This window comes from Streptomyces sp. NPDC015130 (assembly GCF_043080005.1).
GTDB lineage: Bacteria > Actinomycetota > Actinomycetes > Streptomycetales > Streptomycetaceae > Streptomyces.
Window position 1 is genome coordinate 144,662 of the sequence record NZ_JBIBVC010000008.1, and the last position, 15,315, is coordinate 159,976.

Consider the following 15,315-nt stretch of genomic DNA (forward strand, 5'->3'; position numbering starts at 1 on the left):
CCCGTCGCTGATGCGCAAGGGCGTCAAGCCGTACCAGAACATCCAGCTGCTCAAGTGGTGCCAGGAGCCGGGCATCTACTGCGGCCGGAACCTGCTGTTCGGCCTTCCGGGGGAGACCCGGGCGTCCTACACGCGGATGGCCGAGCTCATTCCCCGCCCCGCACCTCCAGCCGTCGTCCGGCGGCGGCCGGTTCCAACTGCACCGCTTCAGCCCGTACTTCGAGCAGCCGGAAGCCCACGGTGTGCGGTGGGAGGGGGCGCACAGGATGTTCGCGTCCGCCTTCCCCGTGGACAAGGCGGACCGGGACCAGCTGGTCCACCTCCTCGACTTCACGCTGGACCCGTCGGCGGGCGCGCGCCTGGAATCCGTCGAGCTGCCCGACGAGGAGGGTGTCGTCGTCGACCACCGCGACATCGGAAGCCCACCCGTCCGGCAACCCCCTCGACCGGGCCGCGAGCGCGCTGTACCGGCACCTCGACGCCGGTGTGGCCGAGAGACAAAGATCCTCGCCGTCGCCGTCGCCGTCGCCGTCGCCGTCGCCGTCGCCGTCGCCGTCGCCGTTCGCGCGAGCCGGACGGCCGGGCCGACTCCCGAGCCGGTGGCAGCCGTGGCCGGGACGGTGCCCGAGGCTCCCGTCGGCACCCGGACAGCAGGGATGGCGTAGTCGATCGTCGATGCCACGACCAGGAGGAACCATGGCCTACGAGCCGAGTGAGCAGGACGCCCAGCGCGAGACCGAACAGGCGATTCTCGAAGTCATCCGGACCATGCGCGAGGACCCCGAGCAGTACAAGTCCGTCATCCGCGAGCTGGAGGCGATGGAGACGGACGAGGAGCGGGTGCACCGGCTGATCGGCTTCGCGACCGGTGAGCGCGAGCTGGCCGCCCTCCTTCCGGCCCGGTCCGAGGCGGACGCGGAGGCGGCCGGCCCCACGATCACCACGGTGACCGTGACCACCGTCCTGGTGGAGTGCTGAAGGCCGCACCCGCCGTGCTGCCCGGCGCGCCGGCGGCGGCCCGAGAAGCCCGCGCCGCCCCGGCGGTCGCCGGGCTGCCCCACCCCCGCGAGCTCGGCGCAGGCGGCTCCTTCACCGGGTCCGCCCTCCGGTACGCGTGCGGGGTTCCCGCCCCGGGCGTCCGCCAGGGCCGGAAGCTGTACGTTCCGATGACGCCGTTCAACGCCCGGGAGATCCTGCACCGGGTGGCACCGCTCCGCCTCGGGGCCGGCCTCCACTTCAAGTACGTGAAGGACCTCGCCACCCTTCAGCACCTCGACGCGGGGGTGCACGGCTACTCCCAGATCGGGAAGTGCCTGGTCGTCTACCTGGCGGATCCGCGGGCGGCCCCCGGTTCTCGGACCTCGCGCACTTCCTCGTCTCCGTGCTCTACCCGTACGACCAGGCAGGCAAGAGCTGGGCCGACCGGCGCGTCGACCTGCGCGCCTGCCTCGAACGGGAACCCGCAGACGAAGCGGAGGCATGGGCGCTGGAGCGCCTGCGCGCCTTCCTGGACCAGGCACCGCTGCCTTTCTGAGCTTCGAGGAAGCGGCTACGTGCCCCGTCGGAGGTACGGCGGGCCCGTGGCGGCCGGACCCCTCAGGCCGGGCCGGCAGCCGAGGTCACGGGGCATACTGGCCGCATGGGATGGCCGCCTCCCGTCGTGGACGGCCTGAGGGAACGGCTCGGAAGCGAGCTCTTCCGGCGCGTCGCCGGCCCCTCGGGCGAGAGGACGCGGGCCCGGATCCACGAGACGCCCGGGCCTCGGTGGTTCGGCCCCGAACGTCCGATCCGGACGGTCCACGGCGACGCGGCGATGTTCGCCGGGGGTCTGTCGGCGCTGCTGCTGCAGTCGCTGCATCCCCTGGCCATGGCGGCCGTGACGGCCCACTCCGGATTCCGGGGCGACCCGTGGGGCAGGCTCCAGCGGACCAGCACGTTCCTCGCGGTCACGACGTTCGGTACGGCCGAGGACGCGCGGTCCGCGGTCGAACGCGTCCGTGCCGTCCACGAGCGGGTGCGAGGGACGACGTCGGACGGCCGGGCGTACCACGCGTCCGATCCCCACCTCCTGGGCTGGGTGCACGTGGCCGAGGTCGACAGCTTCCTGCGGGCGCATCGGTGCTACGGGGCGTCCCCGCTCGATCCCGCGGGCTATGACGGGTACGTGGCGGACACGGCCCGGATCGCGGAGGAACTGGGCGTGGAGCGACCGCCCCGGAGCCTGGCCGAGCTGGCGCGGCGCCTGGGGGCGTACCGCGGCGAGCTCGACGGGACCCGCGAGGCCCGGGAGACCGCCCGGTTCCTCCTGCTGAATCCCCCGATCCCCTGGCAGGCCCGGGCACCGTACGCGCTGCTCGCGGCGGCCGCGGTGGAGCTGCTGCCGTCGTGGGCACGCGAGCAGCTGGGTCTTCCCTCTCCCGTGCGGCCGGTGAGGGCGGCCGCACGGATCGGCGGACGGCTGGCGACCGCGGGGATCCGCTGGGCGATGTCGCCCGCACCACCGGCCCCCTCCGAACTCCCGCGCGCCCGCCCCGGCGGCTCGTCGCATCGATGACTCCGGCCGGGGCCGACGGTGCTCCACCCGTACCCGCGCCCCTTCGAGGGCGCGCACCCGCCTGGACGTGCGCCGAGGACTCGGCGACCGGGTGGCCATTCGGAGGAGTACGGCGTGCTGAAGATCCGCCACCCGGGCAGAGTGGAGGTGAGCGGTGGTCGCAGCCGCCGACCCTGCGTGGAACGGAGGGGGCCCTCTGATGACCCCGGGTAGCGACGACCTCCTCGACGTGGGGCACGCGGCCGGGCTCGTCGTGGACGCCAGGGGGACCATCCTGCGGTCCACACCCGCCGCGGAGAACCTGCTGAAGCGGTCGGCGCGCGACCTGCACGGGCGGCGCGTCCGCGATCTCCTGGCGGTTCCGGGCAGCTGGCGGGCGGTCATGGAACAGCGCGACGGGCCGGTGTGGGACGGGCGCGCGGAACTCGCCCCGGACGCCGGCGGCGAAGTGGAGTTCCGTGTCCTTCCCCTCACCGACGGGCCGCACGCCGTGGCCCCACCCCTGTTCCTGGTGCTGGGCGCACCCCGCTTCCTCGTCTCCCAGTGGCGCCAGGGCCACGCGTTCATGCGGGAACTGTTCCTCCAGGACCGGATCGGCCTGGCGGTCCTCGACACCGAGCTCCGGTTGATGCGGACGAACACTCACCTCCTGCCCTACTCGGGCGTGCCGGGCGAGTTGTACGGGGCCCGTCTGGCCCACTTCCTCCGGGAGGAGGACGCCCACGTGATCGACGCACGGCTGCGTGAGGTCCTGACGACCGGGATCCCGCTCGTCGCCGCCGACGTGCGCGTACACACCCAGGTCGACCCGGGCGCGGGACGGGTCATGGCCCTGTCCGCCTTCCGGCTCCAAGAGGCGAACGGGCGCGTGATGGGCGTGACGGCCCTCTTCGTCGACGTCACCGACCAGCGGCTGACGCGCTCCCGCCTCGACCTGTTGCACCGGGCGACCTCCGTGCTCAGCACCAAACTCTCCGCCGAGGCGACGACCCGCGACCTGGCCGACGTGCTGGTTCCGGCGCTGGCGGACGTGGCCGTCGTCGAGGTCGCCGAGGCCGTGTTCACGTACGAGGAGCCGGTTCCCGAGCACCGTCACCAGCACGTGCTGCGCCGGACGGCGACCGCCGGACTCCCGCCCGACGCACTCGGACCCGCCACGGACATCGCGGTGGACACCGGCGGTGTGCTCTCGGGCCGGGTGTGGTCGCGCGGAACGCAGGCGAGCTCCGGGCACCCTGACCCGATCGGCGCCCGTGCCTACGGGATGAGCGTATGGCTGCGGGCGCGGGGGGCGCTGCTGGGACGCATCAGAGTCGGGCGGGACAGGGTCCGTCCGCCCTTCACGGGCGAGGACCTCGCTCTGCTGGAGGAGATCGCCTCCCGTACGGCACTGGTCCTGGACAACGTGCGTCGGTACGCCCGCGAGCGCAACGCAGCCGTCGGCCTGCAGCGGAGCCTGCTGCCGTCCGCCACCACCGACACCTCCACGGTGCACGCCGCGAGCGTCTACCTCCCCACCGACACGGCGACGGGGGTCAGCGGCGACTGGTTCGACGTCATCCCGCTGTCCTCCGCCCGGGTCGCCCTCGTCGTCGGGGACGTCGTCGGGCACGGTCTCCAGGCCACCGCGACGATGGCGCGCATGCGCACCGCCGTACGGACGCTGGCGGACCTCGACCTGGAGCCCGACGAGCTGCTGACACATCTGGACGACCTCGTGTCCCAGTTCGCGATCGACGCCGACGGTACGGAGACGCCACGTCCCCCCGGGACCGAGATCGCCTTCGGATCGTTCGGCGCGACCTGTCTGTACATGACGTACGACCCCGTGACCCGGCGGTGCGTCGTGGCCAGCGCGGGACACCCGCCGCCCGCGCTCGCCGCCCCCGACGGCAGCGTCACCTACCTCGACGTCAGCCCCGGTCCGCCCCTCGGGGTCGGCGGCCTTCCGTTCGAGCCGCTCGAGGCGGAGGTGGCGGACGGCAGCGTTCTCGCCCTCTACACCGACGGTCTGATCGAGCGGAGCCACGCCGATCTGGACGAGGGCATGGCGGCACTCCGGCACGCGCTGTCCTCTCTGCTCACCCCTGGCCGGACCCTGGAGGACGCCGGCCCCGGGGTGGTCCGGTCCCTCGTGCCGGGACCGCTGTCGGACGACGTGACCCTCCTGCTCGCGGCGGTCCGCGGGGTCCCCGCGGACTCCACCGCCACCTGGACCTTCGCGGCGGATCCGTCGGTGGTGGCCGAGGCACGCGCGCGCGTACTGAGCCAGCTGTCGCGGTGGGACCTGGACGAACTCGCCTTCACCACCGAACTGGTGGCCAGCGAGCTCGTCACCAACGCCATCCGCTACGCGGGTGGCCCCGTCGTGCTCCGGCTGATCCGCGCGGAAACGCTGATCTGCGAAGTCTCCGACGGCAGCGGCACCCAGCCCCGGATGCGCCGGGCCCACGCCACCGAGGAGGGAGGCCGCGGTCTCTTCCTGATCGCGCAGCTCACCGACCGGTGGGGGAGCAGGTACACGCGTACGGGCAAGACCATCTGGACGGAACAGTCCCTGCCGACACGCCCCTGAGGCATCAGCCGGTCCGGGAGCGCCCGCTGCCACTGCCGCGCACACCGCGTGAAGGCCCGCGTGGCGGCCGCCTCCCGGCTCGCAACGCTCAGTCACTGCTGCACGGCGCTTGACTGTCGCTCAGCGTCGTGCCCGGTTGACGACCACGATGACGACGGCTGTGAGGTGGAGTGCGCCAAGGCGCGGATCGGGCGCGAGGCGTACGCCTTGGGTCGGCAACTTCGGCAGCGGGGTCAACGCGGCGAACAACTAGAACTTCACGGCCGCTGACGTGTGCATCCAGGAGCTCGCCGTGGTGCCCGCCTTGAGCGACTGGACCGGCAACCACGCGAACAACTGCTCCAACGGCAACGTCATCGACCACTCGGGCGGCGGGCTGTAGCCCGCTCACTGGCAGCAGAAAGTGCCTTCCTCCAGACCGATTGAACCCCGCGGCGCATGGTTCGTCGGTCCGGTTCGGAAGGCACTTTCGCATTCCCGGTCGGCAACTGCGGACGCGCCCGGAATGGGTGTGGGGTCACCGACCAGGCCGGGCGAGGTGTCGTGAAGAATCTCACCCCGTCGCTTGGTCGCCGCGATGGTGAAGTCGGCTTATTACACTGCGTGTTGATCCTTCATTCTTGCCGTACGACCCCACGGAGAGAAGCATGAAGCTCAAGCGATTAGGCGTCGTCGCCGCAGTGTGCAGCCTCAGTCTCGGTATCTGTCTCGGCACCTCCGAGGCCGCGGTCCCGGATGCGGCCGCGGCCCTCAAGGTGGGCGCCGACCAGGGGATCGCCGACGGTTACCCCGGGATCGTCGGGCTGGTGCGCGACGGTGACCAGGCCCAGTACATACAGGCGGGTGTCGGCGACCGTGGTACCGGAGTGCCGGCGGATCCCAAGGCGAAGTTCCGTATCGGAAGCAACACCAAGGCCTTCACCGCGGCCACCGTCCTGCTGCTGGAGGCCGACGGCCTGCTGTCCATCGACGACACGGTGGCCAAGTGGCTGCCCGGCGCCGTCAATTCCAACGGCCACGACGGTTCGAAGATCACCATCCGGCAGCTGCTCAACCACACGTCCAATCTTCCCAACTACACCATGAACATCGACGGGTACACGACCGGCCGGGTCTGGACGCCGCAGCAGCTGGTCGACGGCGCTCTGCGCAAGCGGCAGCCGAACGCGAAGCCGGGGGAGAAGTGGGAGTACACCAACACCAACTACGTGCTCGCCGGCATGATCATCCGGGCCGTGACCGGCAACGAGCCCGCGGCCGAGATGAAGACCCGGATCTTCGACCGTCTCGGCCTGGCGGACACCACGCTGCCCACCACGGACAACAACGTCTACGGCAACTACCTGCGCGGGTACTACCTGGCCGGCCCGTTCATCCTGGACATGACGGTGACCAACGTCTCGGCAACGCAGACCGCCGGCGCCATGGTCTCCACCCTCGACGACCTGGCCACCTTCCAGCGCGCGCTCGTCGGCGGCACCCTTCTGCCCCCGGCGCAGCAGGCCGAGCTCAAGACCACCGTCCCCACCGGCCTCGGCCCCGATTACGGCCTGGGTCTCATGCGCCTGAACACCGCCTGCGGTCGCACCGCCTGGTACCACAACGGTGCCGTCCCCGGGTACTTCAGCTTCCACCTCACGAGCGAGGACGGAGCCAAGCAGGTGGTCGAGGCGAACAACGAGAACCACCTCATCGGCGGCACTCCCGGCCAGAACCACACAGGCGCGGCGGCTGAGAAGGCCTTCTGCGCGCTCTGACCCGGCGAACCGTTTCGGCCGCCAGGCCGTCAGGCCGTCAGGCCGCCCTGCGAAGAGCGGGGCGGCCGTCTGCCCGGGCCGCTCGCAGCGTGTGCCGGCACGAGTGCCATGATGTCCACCGACGTGTCGACGGGCCGAGCCGATCGGGGAGGGGCGGATGGCCGGAGTGACGGTGACGGTGTGCCTGCCTCCCGAGGCCGCCGACGATGTCCGCGGAGCACTCGACGAAGCGCTCGCCCCCTTCTTCCTCGATACGTCCGACAACCCGGTCGACCGCGGGATGTGGGACTCATGGCAGATCAGTGGTGGCAGCGACGGCGGGGGGTTCGCCGTCGCTCCCGGGTACGAGGACGACCCGAGGCTCGTCCACGACGATCCCCGGTACGACGGCACTCCGCGCCCCAGCGCCTTCGGCGTCTGTGCCGGAGGGCCTCGCGCCCTGCTCGACTTCTCGCAGCCGCCCGCCGCGCACGAGCGGGCGGTGGCGGCCTCCTGGGACCTGTGGCACCGGCTCACCGCGGTACATCCTCCGGCCGTACCGCTTCAGGCCTTCGTCGACCGCTGGTCGGACGACCCCGACGCGTACCGGGACGACCGCTGGGGCAAGGCCATGTTCGCCGCCTACGAGGCGCAGCCGCTCATCCAGGCCTACCTGGGGCACCCGCACAGCCTCGGCTACGGGCGCCTGGGGTTCCCGGACCCCCGGGAACATCCCGTCATCGGCTACGAGGGGGACCGCGCCGCCTACCTCCGCGAGTTCGCCGACCCCCGCCGGCCGGACACGAACGTGCTGACCCTGGACGGCTGGTGGTGGGAGAAGGGCGGCGGCGCGCTGCACGGCTCCTGCGACCCCGACCGGTGCCCCCACGAATTTCCGGGGCCCGCCGTGTGGCCGGGCAGCGAGGCGTACCTCGCCACGCTGCCGGGCGACACGATCCTGGTCCGGCTGCACTGCCACGCGTGACAACGTGGTCGGGCCCTTTGCGAGCGGCGGTGCAGAAGGCGGCGGGCGCCGACCCGCGGCCCAGGCGGGGTCCCGACCCGTCAACGCCGAGGCGTCCCGCCGCCCTCGACGTCGAGCCGGGCGAGCAGGGCGGGGAGGTCCGCGAAGGAGTCGAGCACGTGATCGGGTGCGCCGGAGGCGGCCCGGTGCGTCTCGGGGAGGTACTTGCCCGTCCTCACCAGTACGCCGAGGATGCCGCACCGCTGGGCGGCCAGAACGTCCGACTCGATGTCGTCGCCGATCATCAGCGCCTCCGACGCGTCGACGCCGAGATGGGCGAGGGCGCTCGTGAAGAACGCGGGATCCGGCTTGCCCGTCACCTCCGCACGGGTGCGGGCGGCCTTCTCCAGCCCTTCGAGGAAGGCTCCGGTGTCCAGGTCGAGGCCGCCCTCGGTGGCCCAGTACAGGTTCCGGTGCATCGACACCAGCCGGGCTCCGCGCTGCAGTTGCCGGAAGACCCGGTTGAGGGCCTCGTAGCCGAACTCGGCCCCGGCGCCGCCGAGCACGACGACATCGGCGTCACCCTCCTCGACGAGCGTGACGCCCTCCAGGTCGTCCCGTACGTCACCGCTGTTGAGCAGAAGGCAGCGCGCGCCGGGGAAGTGCTCGCGCAGATACGCCGCCGTCGCCGCCGGGGCCGTCAGGACGTCTCCCGCGTCGACGGGGAAGCCCAGGCCGGACAGTCGCGAGGCGATGACGGCCCTGGTGCGGGACGTGTTGTTGGTGACCAGCGCGACGCGGAGCCCCGCGTCCCGCAGCCGCTCCATGGCGGGGACCGCTCCCGGCAGGGCCTTCCAGGAGACGGTGAGGACGCCGTCGATGTCGACCAGGACCGCTCGGATTCGTTCCATGGAGCCGACGGTAGCCGCGGTGCCGGGCACCCGCGCCTCACCCGTGCCGGCACCGCCGCGCGTCACTCCACCTGGGCGGTACGCGCGAGGGCGTCCTCGGCCGCGCCTTCGGCGGTGGAGCGGTCTTCCGGGACCAGGCCGATGCGGGTGCGGCGGTCGAGGAGGTCGGAGGTGTCGAGAGCGCCTTCGTGGCGGACGGCCCACACCAGCTCGGCGCCCGTGACCGGGTGGCCGGGCACGACGGGCCGGGCGAGGGCGGGGTCCTCGAGGCCGAGCGCGTGCACCGCGGGTGCCTCGGCGCCGTAGCGGAACACGAGCCGGGCCGGGACGTCGAGCCCGGCGAGGGTCTGCGGCCGGGCGGCGCCGACGAGGGGGACGGAGGGCGTGCGGCAGGGCCCGGCGGTCAGCTTCCCGGCGGCCACGGCGGCGTCGACGGCGTCCTGGGCCATGCGCCGGTACGTGGTCAGCTTGCCGCCGACGACCGTGACGACGCCGGAGGGCGAGGTGAGCACGGCGTGCTTGCGCGAGATGTCGGCGGTGCGGCCCGCCGCGTCGCGGGTGTCGAGCAGGGGCCGCAGCCCCGCGAAGGCCCCGACCACGTCGGCGCGCTGGACGGTGACGTCGAGGGCGGAGCCGAGGACGTCGAGGAGGAAGCCGATGTCGGTCTCGGGGACCTCCGGCACATCGGGGACGTCGCCGTCGACGGGTTCGTCGGTGAGGCCGACGTACACGCGTCCGTCGCCCTGGGGGAGGACCAGGACGAAGCGGTTCGTCTCGCCGGGGATCGGGATGTGCAGCCCCGCGGAGAGCCGGCCGAGGTCCTCGGAACGCAGGACGAGGTGGGTGCCGCGCGAGGGCCGCAGGCGCACGTCGTCGACGAGGCCGCCCGCCCAGACGCCGGCCGCGTTGATGACCGTGCGCGCGCGGATCCGCAGCTCCTGGCCGGTGGTCTCGTCGCGGACCAGCGCGCCGTCGCGGTCGAGTTCCAGGGCCCGCGTGCGGGTGAGGATGCGGGCGCCGTGGGCGGCGGCCGTGCGGGCGATCGCGGTGACCAGGCGGGCGTCGTCGGAGAGCCGGCCGTCCCAGGAGAGCAGTCCGCCGCGCAGACCGGTGGGGCGGAGGGCCGGGGCGAGATGACGGGTCTCGACGGCGGACAGGGTGCGCGGCTGGGGCAGCGTGCTCCGCGAGGTGCGGGCGCCGACGCGCAGCAGGTCGCCCGCCAGGAATCCGGCGCGGGCGAGGGCGGCCTGGCCGCGGCTGACGAGCGGGGTGAGGGGCAGGACGAACGGCTGCGCGCGGACGAGGTGGGGGGCGGTGCGTTCCATCAGGATGCCGCGCTCGACCGCGCTCTCGTGGGCGACGTCGAGCTGTCCGGACGCGAGGTAGCGCAGCCCGCCGTGGATCAGCTTGGAGCTCCAGCGGGACGTGCCGAAGGCGAGGTCGTGGGCGTCGATCGCGGCGACGGTGAGCCCGCGGGTGGCCGCGTCGAGCGCGGCTCCGGCCCCGGTGGCGCCGAGCCCGACGACCAGGACGTCGACCACGAGGCCGGCGTCGCCGTCGGCGAGCCGGTCCAGTTCGCGCAGACGGCGCCGGGCGTTGAGGGAGGAGCCGGGCAGGGCGGGGCTGCTCGTGGGGTTCATGGGGCGATGGTCCTCTCCAGCAGGGTGCGCAGCTCGTCGAGGAAGGCGGCTTCGCTCAGTTCGGGATCGGTGTCGTCGGTCATGGTGCGCAGCGAGAGCGTGAAGGACTGGACGACGAGCAGCAGGGAGCGGGCCTGCAGGTCCGCCCGGACCCGGCGTACGGAGCCGTCCTCGTGGCCGTCCTCGAGCGCCGTGTGGAGGAGCCCGAGCAGGGCGTCCTGGCTGGCGCCCCGGCGGTCGAGGATGTACGGCAGCAGCAGCTCGGGGTCGACGTCGAGGATCTTGTGGAAGAGCGGGTGGGACCGGAACGCCGCGGCTCCCGCGACGAGCCCCTCGACGATCCGCTCCCGCTCGGGCCGGTCGTCGTCGGTGGGCGGCATGGCGCCGGCGGCGACGGCGATCCACTCACGGGTCATCAGGTCGCCCACCAGGCTGCGCACGTCGGGCCAGCGCCGGTAGATCGTCATCCGGGACACGCCCGCGCGCCGGGCGATGTCGGTGAGGGTGGTTCGCCGTACGCCGACGGCGAGCACACAGTCGCGTGCGGCGTCGAGCACGGGATCTGTGTCTTCATGGTTGTGACGAATAGGCGTCATCTGTCACAGTGTAATGCCAGCGACCGCCGAATGGCAGCGCCATCCGTGAAACAGACCGTAAGGAACCCTTTCGAAGTGGACATGTTGTGGAGCGGTTGGGGCGACCCGGCCAAGGCGGCACCCCTGCCCGACTCGGTCACCGGCCTGCTGCGTGACCTGCTCGGGGTCACCCCGCGCGAGAGCGGCCCGACGGCCCTCACCGACATCGAACCGCCCGCCCCGTCACTGCCCGACGAGGCCCGCACCGCGCTCCGGGCGGCCCTCGGCGCGACCGACGCCCTGCGGGAGGACGCCGAGAGCCGCATCCGGCACACCCGCGGAAAGTCGACCCCCGACCTCCTGCGCATCCGTGCCGGCGAGGTCGAGGACATCCCCGCCGCGGTCGTGCTGCCGGGGGACCACGACGAGGTCCTCGCCGTGCTGCGCGCCTGCGCCGAGCACGGCGTCTCCGCCGTGCCCTTCGGCGGCGGAACCTCCGTCGTCGGCGGCCTCGCGCCCACCACGAAGCGGCCGTTCGTCGCCCTCGACCTGCGGCGGCTCGACCAGCTGCTCGCCGTCGACGAGGTGTCCCGCACCGCCACGCTGCAGCCCGGTCTGCGCGGCCCGCAGTGCGAGGCGCTGCTCAACGAGCAGGGCTGGACCCTCGGACACTTCCCGCAGTCCTTCGAATGGGCGACCGTCGGCGGCTTCGCCGCGGCCCGCTCCAGCGGCCAGGCGTCGGCCGGCTACGGCCGCTTCGACGAGATGGTCCTCGGCCTCACCGTCGCCACCCCCGAAGGCACCCTGGAGACCGGCCGGGCCCCGCGCTCGGCGGCCGGCCCCGACCTGCGCCAGCTGGTCCTCGGCTCCGAGGGCGCCCTCGGCGTGATCACCGCGGTCACCGTGCGCATCCGCCCGCTGCCCGCCAAGCGGGTCTACGAGGGCTGGCGCTTCGCCTCCTTCGAGGCCGGCACGGCGGCACTGCGCCGACTGGCCCAGGACGGCCCCCGGCCCACGGTGCTCCGTCTGTCGGACGAGTCGGAGACCTTCATCGGCCTCGCGCAGCCGGACGCCATCGGCAGCGCCGAACTCCCGCAGAACCCGGGCTGCATGGCCATCGTCGGCTACGAGGGCACCGAGCAGGAGACGGCGGCCCGCCGCGCCGCCGCCCGCGAGGTCCTCCTCGCCTGCGACGGCGAGCTCATCGGCGAGGAGCCCGGCGACAAGTGGGAGCACGGCCGGTACAACGCGCCCTACCTGCGGGACGCGCTGCTCGACGCCGGCGCGTTCGCCGAGACGCTGGAGACCGCGGCCTTCTGGTCCGCGATCCCCGGCCTCTACACGGCCGTGCGCGACGCGCTGACCGGCACCCTCACCGAGGGCGGCACGCCGCCGCTCGTCATGTGCCACATCTCGCACACGTACGAGAACGGCGCCTCCCTGTACTTCACCGTCGTCTCGGCACAGGGCGAGGACGCGGTCGCTCACTGGGAGCCGGCGAAGCGGGCGGCCAACGACGCGATCCTGGCCGCGGGCGGCACCATCAGCCACCACCACGGCGTCGGCACCGACCACCGCGACTGGTACGCCCGGGAGATCGGCCCGCTCGGCATCCGTATGCTGCAGGCCGTCAAGGCCGAGGTCGACCCCTCCGGCGTGCTCAGCCCCGGAGTCCTCATCCCCGTCCGCTGAACCCTACTTCTGCCGCCCGGAGGCCAGATCCATGCGACAGTTCACCGCCGTCGTCAACCCCACCGCAGGGGGTTCCAGCGGCACGGCGGGTCTGCTCCCGCTGGCCCGTCTGCTGCGGGAGGCGGGTGCCGGTCTCGACACCGTGTACAGCCGCAGCCTGGAGCACGCCCGAGAGCTCGCCCAGGAAGCCGGAGCGCGAGGGCACGTCGTGCTCGCCGTCGGCGGTGACGGCATGGCCGGCTGCGTCGGCGGTGCCCTCAGCGGTACGGACACCGTCTTCGGCCTCGTCCCGGCGGGTCGAGGCAACGACTTCGCCCGCGCCCTGGGCCTCCCCACGGACCCCGAACGGCTCGCCGAAACACTGCTCCACGGCGCACCGCGGGCCGTCGACACGATCGAGGTGGAGTCCGCCGTGCACGCGCGGACCTGCGTCCTCGGCAGTGTGTACGCGGGCGTGGACGCGGTCGCCAACCGCCATGCCAACGAGTCCCGCGTGCTGCGCGGCGCGGCCTCGTACTACGCGGGCGGCCTGCGGGCGGTCCTCGCCTGGAAGCCCGCCGCGTACCGCGTCACGATCGACGGGGTGAGGCACGAGCGCACCGGCTACACCGTGGTCGTGGCGAACTCGGGCTTCTACGGCTTCGGGAGGAACATCGCCCCGGGCGCGCGGATCGACGACGGGCTGCTCGACGTCGTGGTCATCAAGAAGGCGCCGAAGCGGCTCTTCTTCGCCATGATGAACGAGCTGAAGACGGGCGTCCACGTCGAGCGGCCCGAGGTCGAGATCCTCCGGGGCAAGGAGATCCACGTCGAGGCGGACCGCCCCCTGCCGTACGGCGCGGACGGCGAGGTCGACGCGACCCTGCCGGTGACGCTCAGGGTGCGGCCCGCCGCTCTGAACGTCCTGGCCTGACCGGGACGTCCGTCGGCACCCCGGGGAACACTCCCCGAGACCGCGTCACCGGCGGAAGGGCGCGGCAGATCATGGCACTTCGCCGGGTGACGCATGTCCGGGTGGCGCCGGACACGTCGGCGGTGGCTTCATGAGGGGGCGGTGGCGTTCGCGCTGCCGCCCTGCTCGTACCACCCCCGTAGACGTGCTGAGGTGATCTTTGATGGTGGCAGACCGGTACGGCAATCCACTCCACGAGTGCACCCCGGAGACGGCCGCGCACCTGGACCGCGCAGTCGACTCCCTGCTCCACTTCAGCCCCGAGGTGGTGCAGGCGGTCGACGACGCCCTCGACAGCGCACCGACCTCACCTGTCGCCCAGTCCTTCGCCGCCTATCTCGGGGCGCTGGGCACGGAGCCGGACGACGCCCTCGCCGCGCGGCAGCGGTTCGACCGGTACACGGCCGGCGTGGACGTCTCGTCCCTGCCCGTGCGGGAGCGCCTGCACGTCGCCGCCGCCGAGGCGTGGCTGGCCGGAGATCTGCTCCGCGCCGGCGGGCTGCTGGAGGAGCTGTCCCTGCTGTGCCCGAGGGACGCGCTCGCCCTGGCGGTGGGGCACCAGCTGGACTTCTTCACCGGCGACGCGGTCCGCCTGCGTGACCGCATCGGCGGAGCCCTCTCCGCCTGGGACACCGCAGATCCGCACCGCGGCCTGGTCATGGGCATGTACGCCTTCGGACTGGAGGAGTCGGGGCACTACCGCCTGGCCGAGGAGGCGGGACTCGCCGCGGTCGAGCAGGACCCCCGCGACGTCTGGGCGATCCACGCCGTGGTGCACACGTACGAGATGCAGGGCCGGGTGTCGGAGGGCATCGGCTACCTCGACGCCCGCCGCGAGGACTGGTCGCGGGGAAACTACCTCGACGTCCACAACTGGTGGCACTACTCCCTCTACGCCCTGGAGGCGGGAGACTTCGGCACCGCCCTGAGCATCTACGACGCCGCCCTGCACAACGACGAGTCGGCCGGTGTGGCCATGGAACTGCTGGACGCCGCAGCGCTGTTGTGGCGCATCAGACTCGCCGGAGGGGACTCCGGCCCCCGCTTCGAGGCGCTGGCCGACGCGTGGGCCGCGCGCGCCGATCCTCCCTTCTACGCGTTCAACGACGTGCACGCCGTCATGTCCTACGTGGGTGCCGGGCGGCTCGGAGAGGCGCAGCGGCTCGTCGCGGACCGACGGCGATGGCTCGCCGAAGGGGGTCCGGACAGCGTCACCAACCGACGGATGACCGCGGACATCGGCCTGCCCGTGTGCGAGGCGCTGGTGGCGCACGGGCAGGGGAGGCATGCCACCGTCGTCGAGCTCCTCCGGCCGCTGCGCCGCAGGCTGCACGAGTTCGGAGGCAGCCACGCGCAGCGCGACGCGCTCCAGAAGACCCTGCTCGACTCCGCGCTGAGCTCCGGACGGCACGAACTGGCCCGCGTACTCATCAGCGAGCGGACCGGGCTGCGCCCCGACAGCTCGTACAACTGGGGGGCACGGGCTCGCCTCGCCGATGCGCTGGGCGACGCCGCCGTGGCCACCGCCGCTCGCGACCACGCGAGGGACGCGACCGCCGCGGCGTCCGGAACCCTCCTGGCTTCTTCCCTGCACGCAGACACCGGCACACCCTCGGGCGAGAGCGACCGCTAGGGCGTGTTACGCCGGAACCGTACCCAGCGATGCGGCGACGGCCGGCGTGAGGCCCGCGGATATCGCGAACCGCTTCATGCTTC

At 72.9% G+C, this 15,315-nt stretch carries 13 protein-coding genes; 10 read left to right on the plus strand and 3 right to left on the minus strand.

Translation table 11 applies throughout. From position 1 onward, the window contains the following. The first annotated feature begins 266 nt into the window (after positions 1 to 266). The 7 genes from ACF08F_RS18995 (at position 267) to ACF08F_RS19025 (ending at position 7,850) form a co-directional block, all read left to right on the plus strand. Positions 267 to 665 (plus strand): hypothetical protein, encoded by a 399-nt coding sequence (locus ACF08F_RS18995; RefSeq protein WP_392299667.1) that lies wholly within the window; start codon positions 267 to 269, stop codon positions 663 to 665. 31 nt (positions 666 to 696) lie between these two features. Further along, positions 697 to 978 (plus strand): hypothetical protein, encoded by a 282-nt coding sequence (locus ACF08F_RS19000; protein ID WP_392299668.1) that lies wholly within the window; start codon positions 697 to 699, stop codon positions 976 to 978. A 331-nt stretch (positions 979 to 1,309) separates the two neighbouring features. Beyond that, complete coding sequence (locus tag ACF08F_RS19005; RefSeq protein ID WP_392299669.1) at positions 1,310 to 1,534, plus strand: hypothetical protein; 225 nt, start codon at positions 1,310 to 1,312, stop codon at positions 1,532 to 1,534. A gap of 105 nt (positions 1,535 to 1,639) precedes the next feature. Further along, positions 1,640 to 2,554, plus strand: a complete 915-nt coding sequence (locus tag ACF08F_RS19010; RefSeq protein ID WP_392299670.1) for an oxygenase MpaB family protein — start codon at positions 1,640 to 1,642, stop codon at positions 2,552 to 2,554. A gap of 199 nt (positions 2,555 to 2,753) precedes the next feature. Continuing rightward, on the plus strand, positions 2,754 to 5,129 hold the full coding sequence (locus tag ACF08F_RS19015; protein ID WP_392299671.1) for a SpoIIE family protein phosphatase: 2,376 nt from the start codon (positions 2,754 to 2,756) through the stop codon (positions 5,127 to 5,129). Positions 5,130 to 5,776: 647 nt separating this feature from the next. Continuing rightward, positions 5,777 to 6,886, plus strand: a complete 1,110-nt coding sequence (locus tag ACF08F_RS19020; RefSeq protein WP_392299672.1) for a serine hydrolase domain-containing protein — start codon at positions 5,777 to 5,779, stop codon at positions 6,884 to 6,886. A 157-nt stretch (positions 6,887 to 7,043) separates the two neighbouring features. Continuing rightward, positions 7,044 to 7,850 (plus strand): hypothetical protein, encoded by an 807-nt coding sequence (locus ACF08F_RS19025; protein ID WP_392299673.1) that lies wholly within the window; start codon positions 7,044 to 7,046, stop codon positions 7,848 to 7,850. Positions 7,851 to 7,930: 80 nt separating this feature from the next. Here ACF08F_RS19025 and ACF08F_RS19030 read toward each other — a convergent pair whose 3' ends face one another. The 3 genes from ACF08F_RS19030 to ACF08F_RS19040 all read right to left on the minus strand — a co-directional run bounded on the left by ACF08F_RS19030 (position 7,931) and on the right by ACF08F_RS19040 (position 10,976). Then, positions 7,931 to 8,740 carry a TIGR01458 family HAD-type hydrolase gene (locus ACF08F_RS19030; protein WP_392299674.1) on the minus strand — a complete coding sequence of 270 codons (810 nt, stop codon included), beginning with the start codon at positions 8,738 to 8,740 and terminating at the stop codon, positions 7,931 to 7,933. A 62-nt stretch (positions 8,741 to 8,802) separates the two neighbouring features. After that, positions 8,803 to 10,380, minus strand: coding sequence for a glycerol-3-phosphate dehydrogenase/oxidase (locus tag ACF08F_RS19035; RefSeq protein ID WP_392299675.1), 1,578 nt, complete (start codon positions 10,378 to 10,380; stop codon positions 8,803 to 8,805). Beyond that, on the minus strand, positions 10,377 to 10,976 hold the full coding sequence (locus ACF08F_RS19040; protein WP_392299676.1) for a TetR/AcrR family transcriptional regulator: 600 nt from the start codon (positions 10,974 to 10,976) through the stop codon (positions 10,377 to 10,379). Before ACF08F_RS19040 ends, ACF08F_RS19035 begins: the two co-directional genes overlap by 4 nt. Before the next feature lie 75 nt (positions 10,977 to 11,051). On the opposite strand from ACF08F_RS19040, the gene ACF08F_RS19045 reads away from it, so the two are divergent. The 3 genes from ACF08F_RS19045 (at position 11,052) to ACF08F_RS19055 (ending at position 15,232) form a co-directional block, all read left to right on the plus strand. Beyond that, the gene (locus ACF08F_RS19045) at positions 11,052 to 12,647 is read left to right on the plus strand and encodes an FAD-binding oxidoreductase (RefSeq protein ID WP_392299677.1); all 1,596 of its coding nucleotides are present in this window, start codon (positions 11,052 to 11,054) and stop codon (positions 12,645 to 12,647) included. A gap of 31 nt (positions 12,648 to 12,678) precedes the next feature. Continuing rightward, a complete protein-coding gene (locus tag ACF08F_RS19050; protein WP_392299678.1) occupies positions 12,679 to 13,560 on the plus strand; it encodes a diacylglycerol/lipid kinase family protein in 882 nt (293 codons plus the stop codon). A gap of 202 nt (positions 13,561 to 13,762) precedes the next feature. Next, positions 13,763 to 15,232: a tetratricopeptide repeat protein gene (locus ACF08F_RS19055; protein ID WP_392299679.1), complete on the plus strand. Its 1,470-nt coding sequence runs from the start codon at positions 13,763 to 13,765 to the stop codon at positions 15,230 to 15,232. The last annotated feature ends 83 nt before the right edge of the window (positions 15,233 to 15,315 follow it).

Excerpts from the sequence above, each read along its gene's own strand:
- ACF08F_RS19020 (WP_392299672.1), top strand. The coding sequence starts at position 5,777 with ATGAAGCTCAAGCGATTAGGCGTCGTCGCCGCAGTGTGCAGCCTCAGT.
- ACF08F_RS19030 (WP_392299674.1), bottom strand. The coding sequence starts at position 8,740 with ATGGAACGAATCCGAGCGGTCCTGGTCGACATCGACGGCGTCCTCACC.
- ACF08F_RS19035 (WP_392299675.1), bottom strand. The coding sequence starts at position 10,380 with ATGAACCCCACGAGCAGCCCCGCCCTGCCCGGCTCCTCCCTCAACGCC.
- ACF08F_RS19010 (WP_392299670.1), top strand. The coding sequence starts at position 1,640 with ATGGGATGGCCGCCTCCCGTCGTGGACGGCCTGAGGGAACGGCTCGGA.
- ACF08F_RS19000 (WP_392299668.1), top strand. The coding sequence starts at position 697 with ATGGCCTACGAGCCGAGTGAGCAGGACGCCCAGCGCGAGACCGAACAG.
- ACF08F_RS19050 (WP_392299678.1), top strand. The coding sequence starts at position 12,679 with ATGCGACAGTTCACCGCCGTCGTCAACCCCACCGCAGGGGGTTCCAGC.
- ACF08F_RS19055 (WP_392299679.1), top strand. The coding sequence starts at position 13,763 with ATGGTGGCAGACCGGTACGGCAATCCACTCCACGAGTGCACCCCGGAG.
- ACF08F_RS19040 (WP_392299676.1), bottom strand. The coding sequence starts at position 10,976 with ATGACGCCTATTCGTCACAACCATGAAGACACAGATCCCGTGCTCGAC.
- ACF08F_RS18995 (WP_392299667.1), top strand. The coding sequence starts at position 267 with ATGTTCGCGTCCGCCTTCCCCGTGGACAAGGCGGACCGGGACCAGCTG.
- ACF08F_RS19025 (WP_392299673.1), top strand. The coding sequence starts at position 7,044 with ATGGCCGGAGTGACGGTGACGGTGTGCCTGCCTCCCGAGGCCGCCGAC.
- ACF08F_RS19015 (WP_392299671.1), top strand. The coding sequence starts at position 2,754 with ATGACCCCGGGTAGCGACGACCTCCTCGACGTGGGGCACGCGGCCGGG.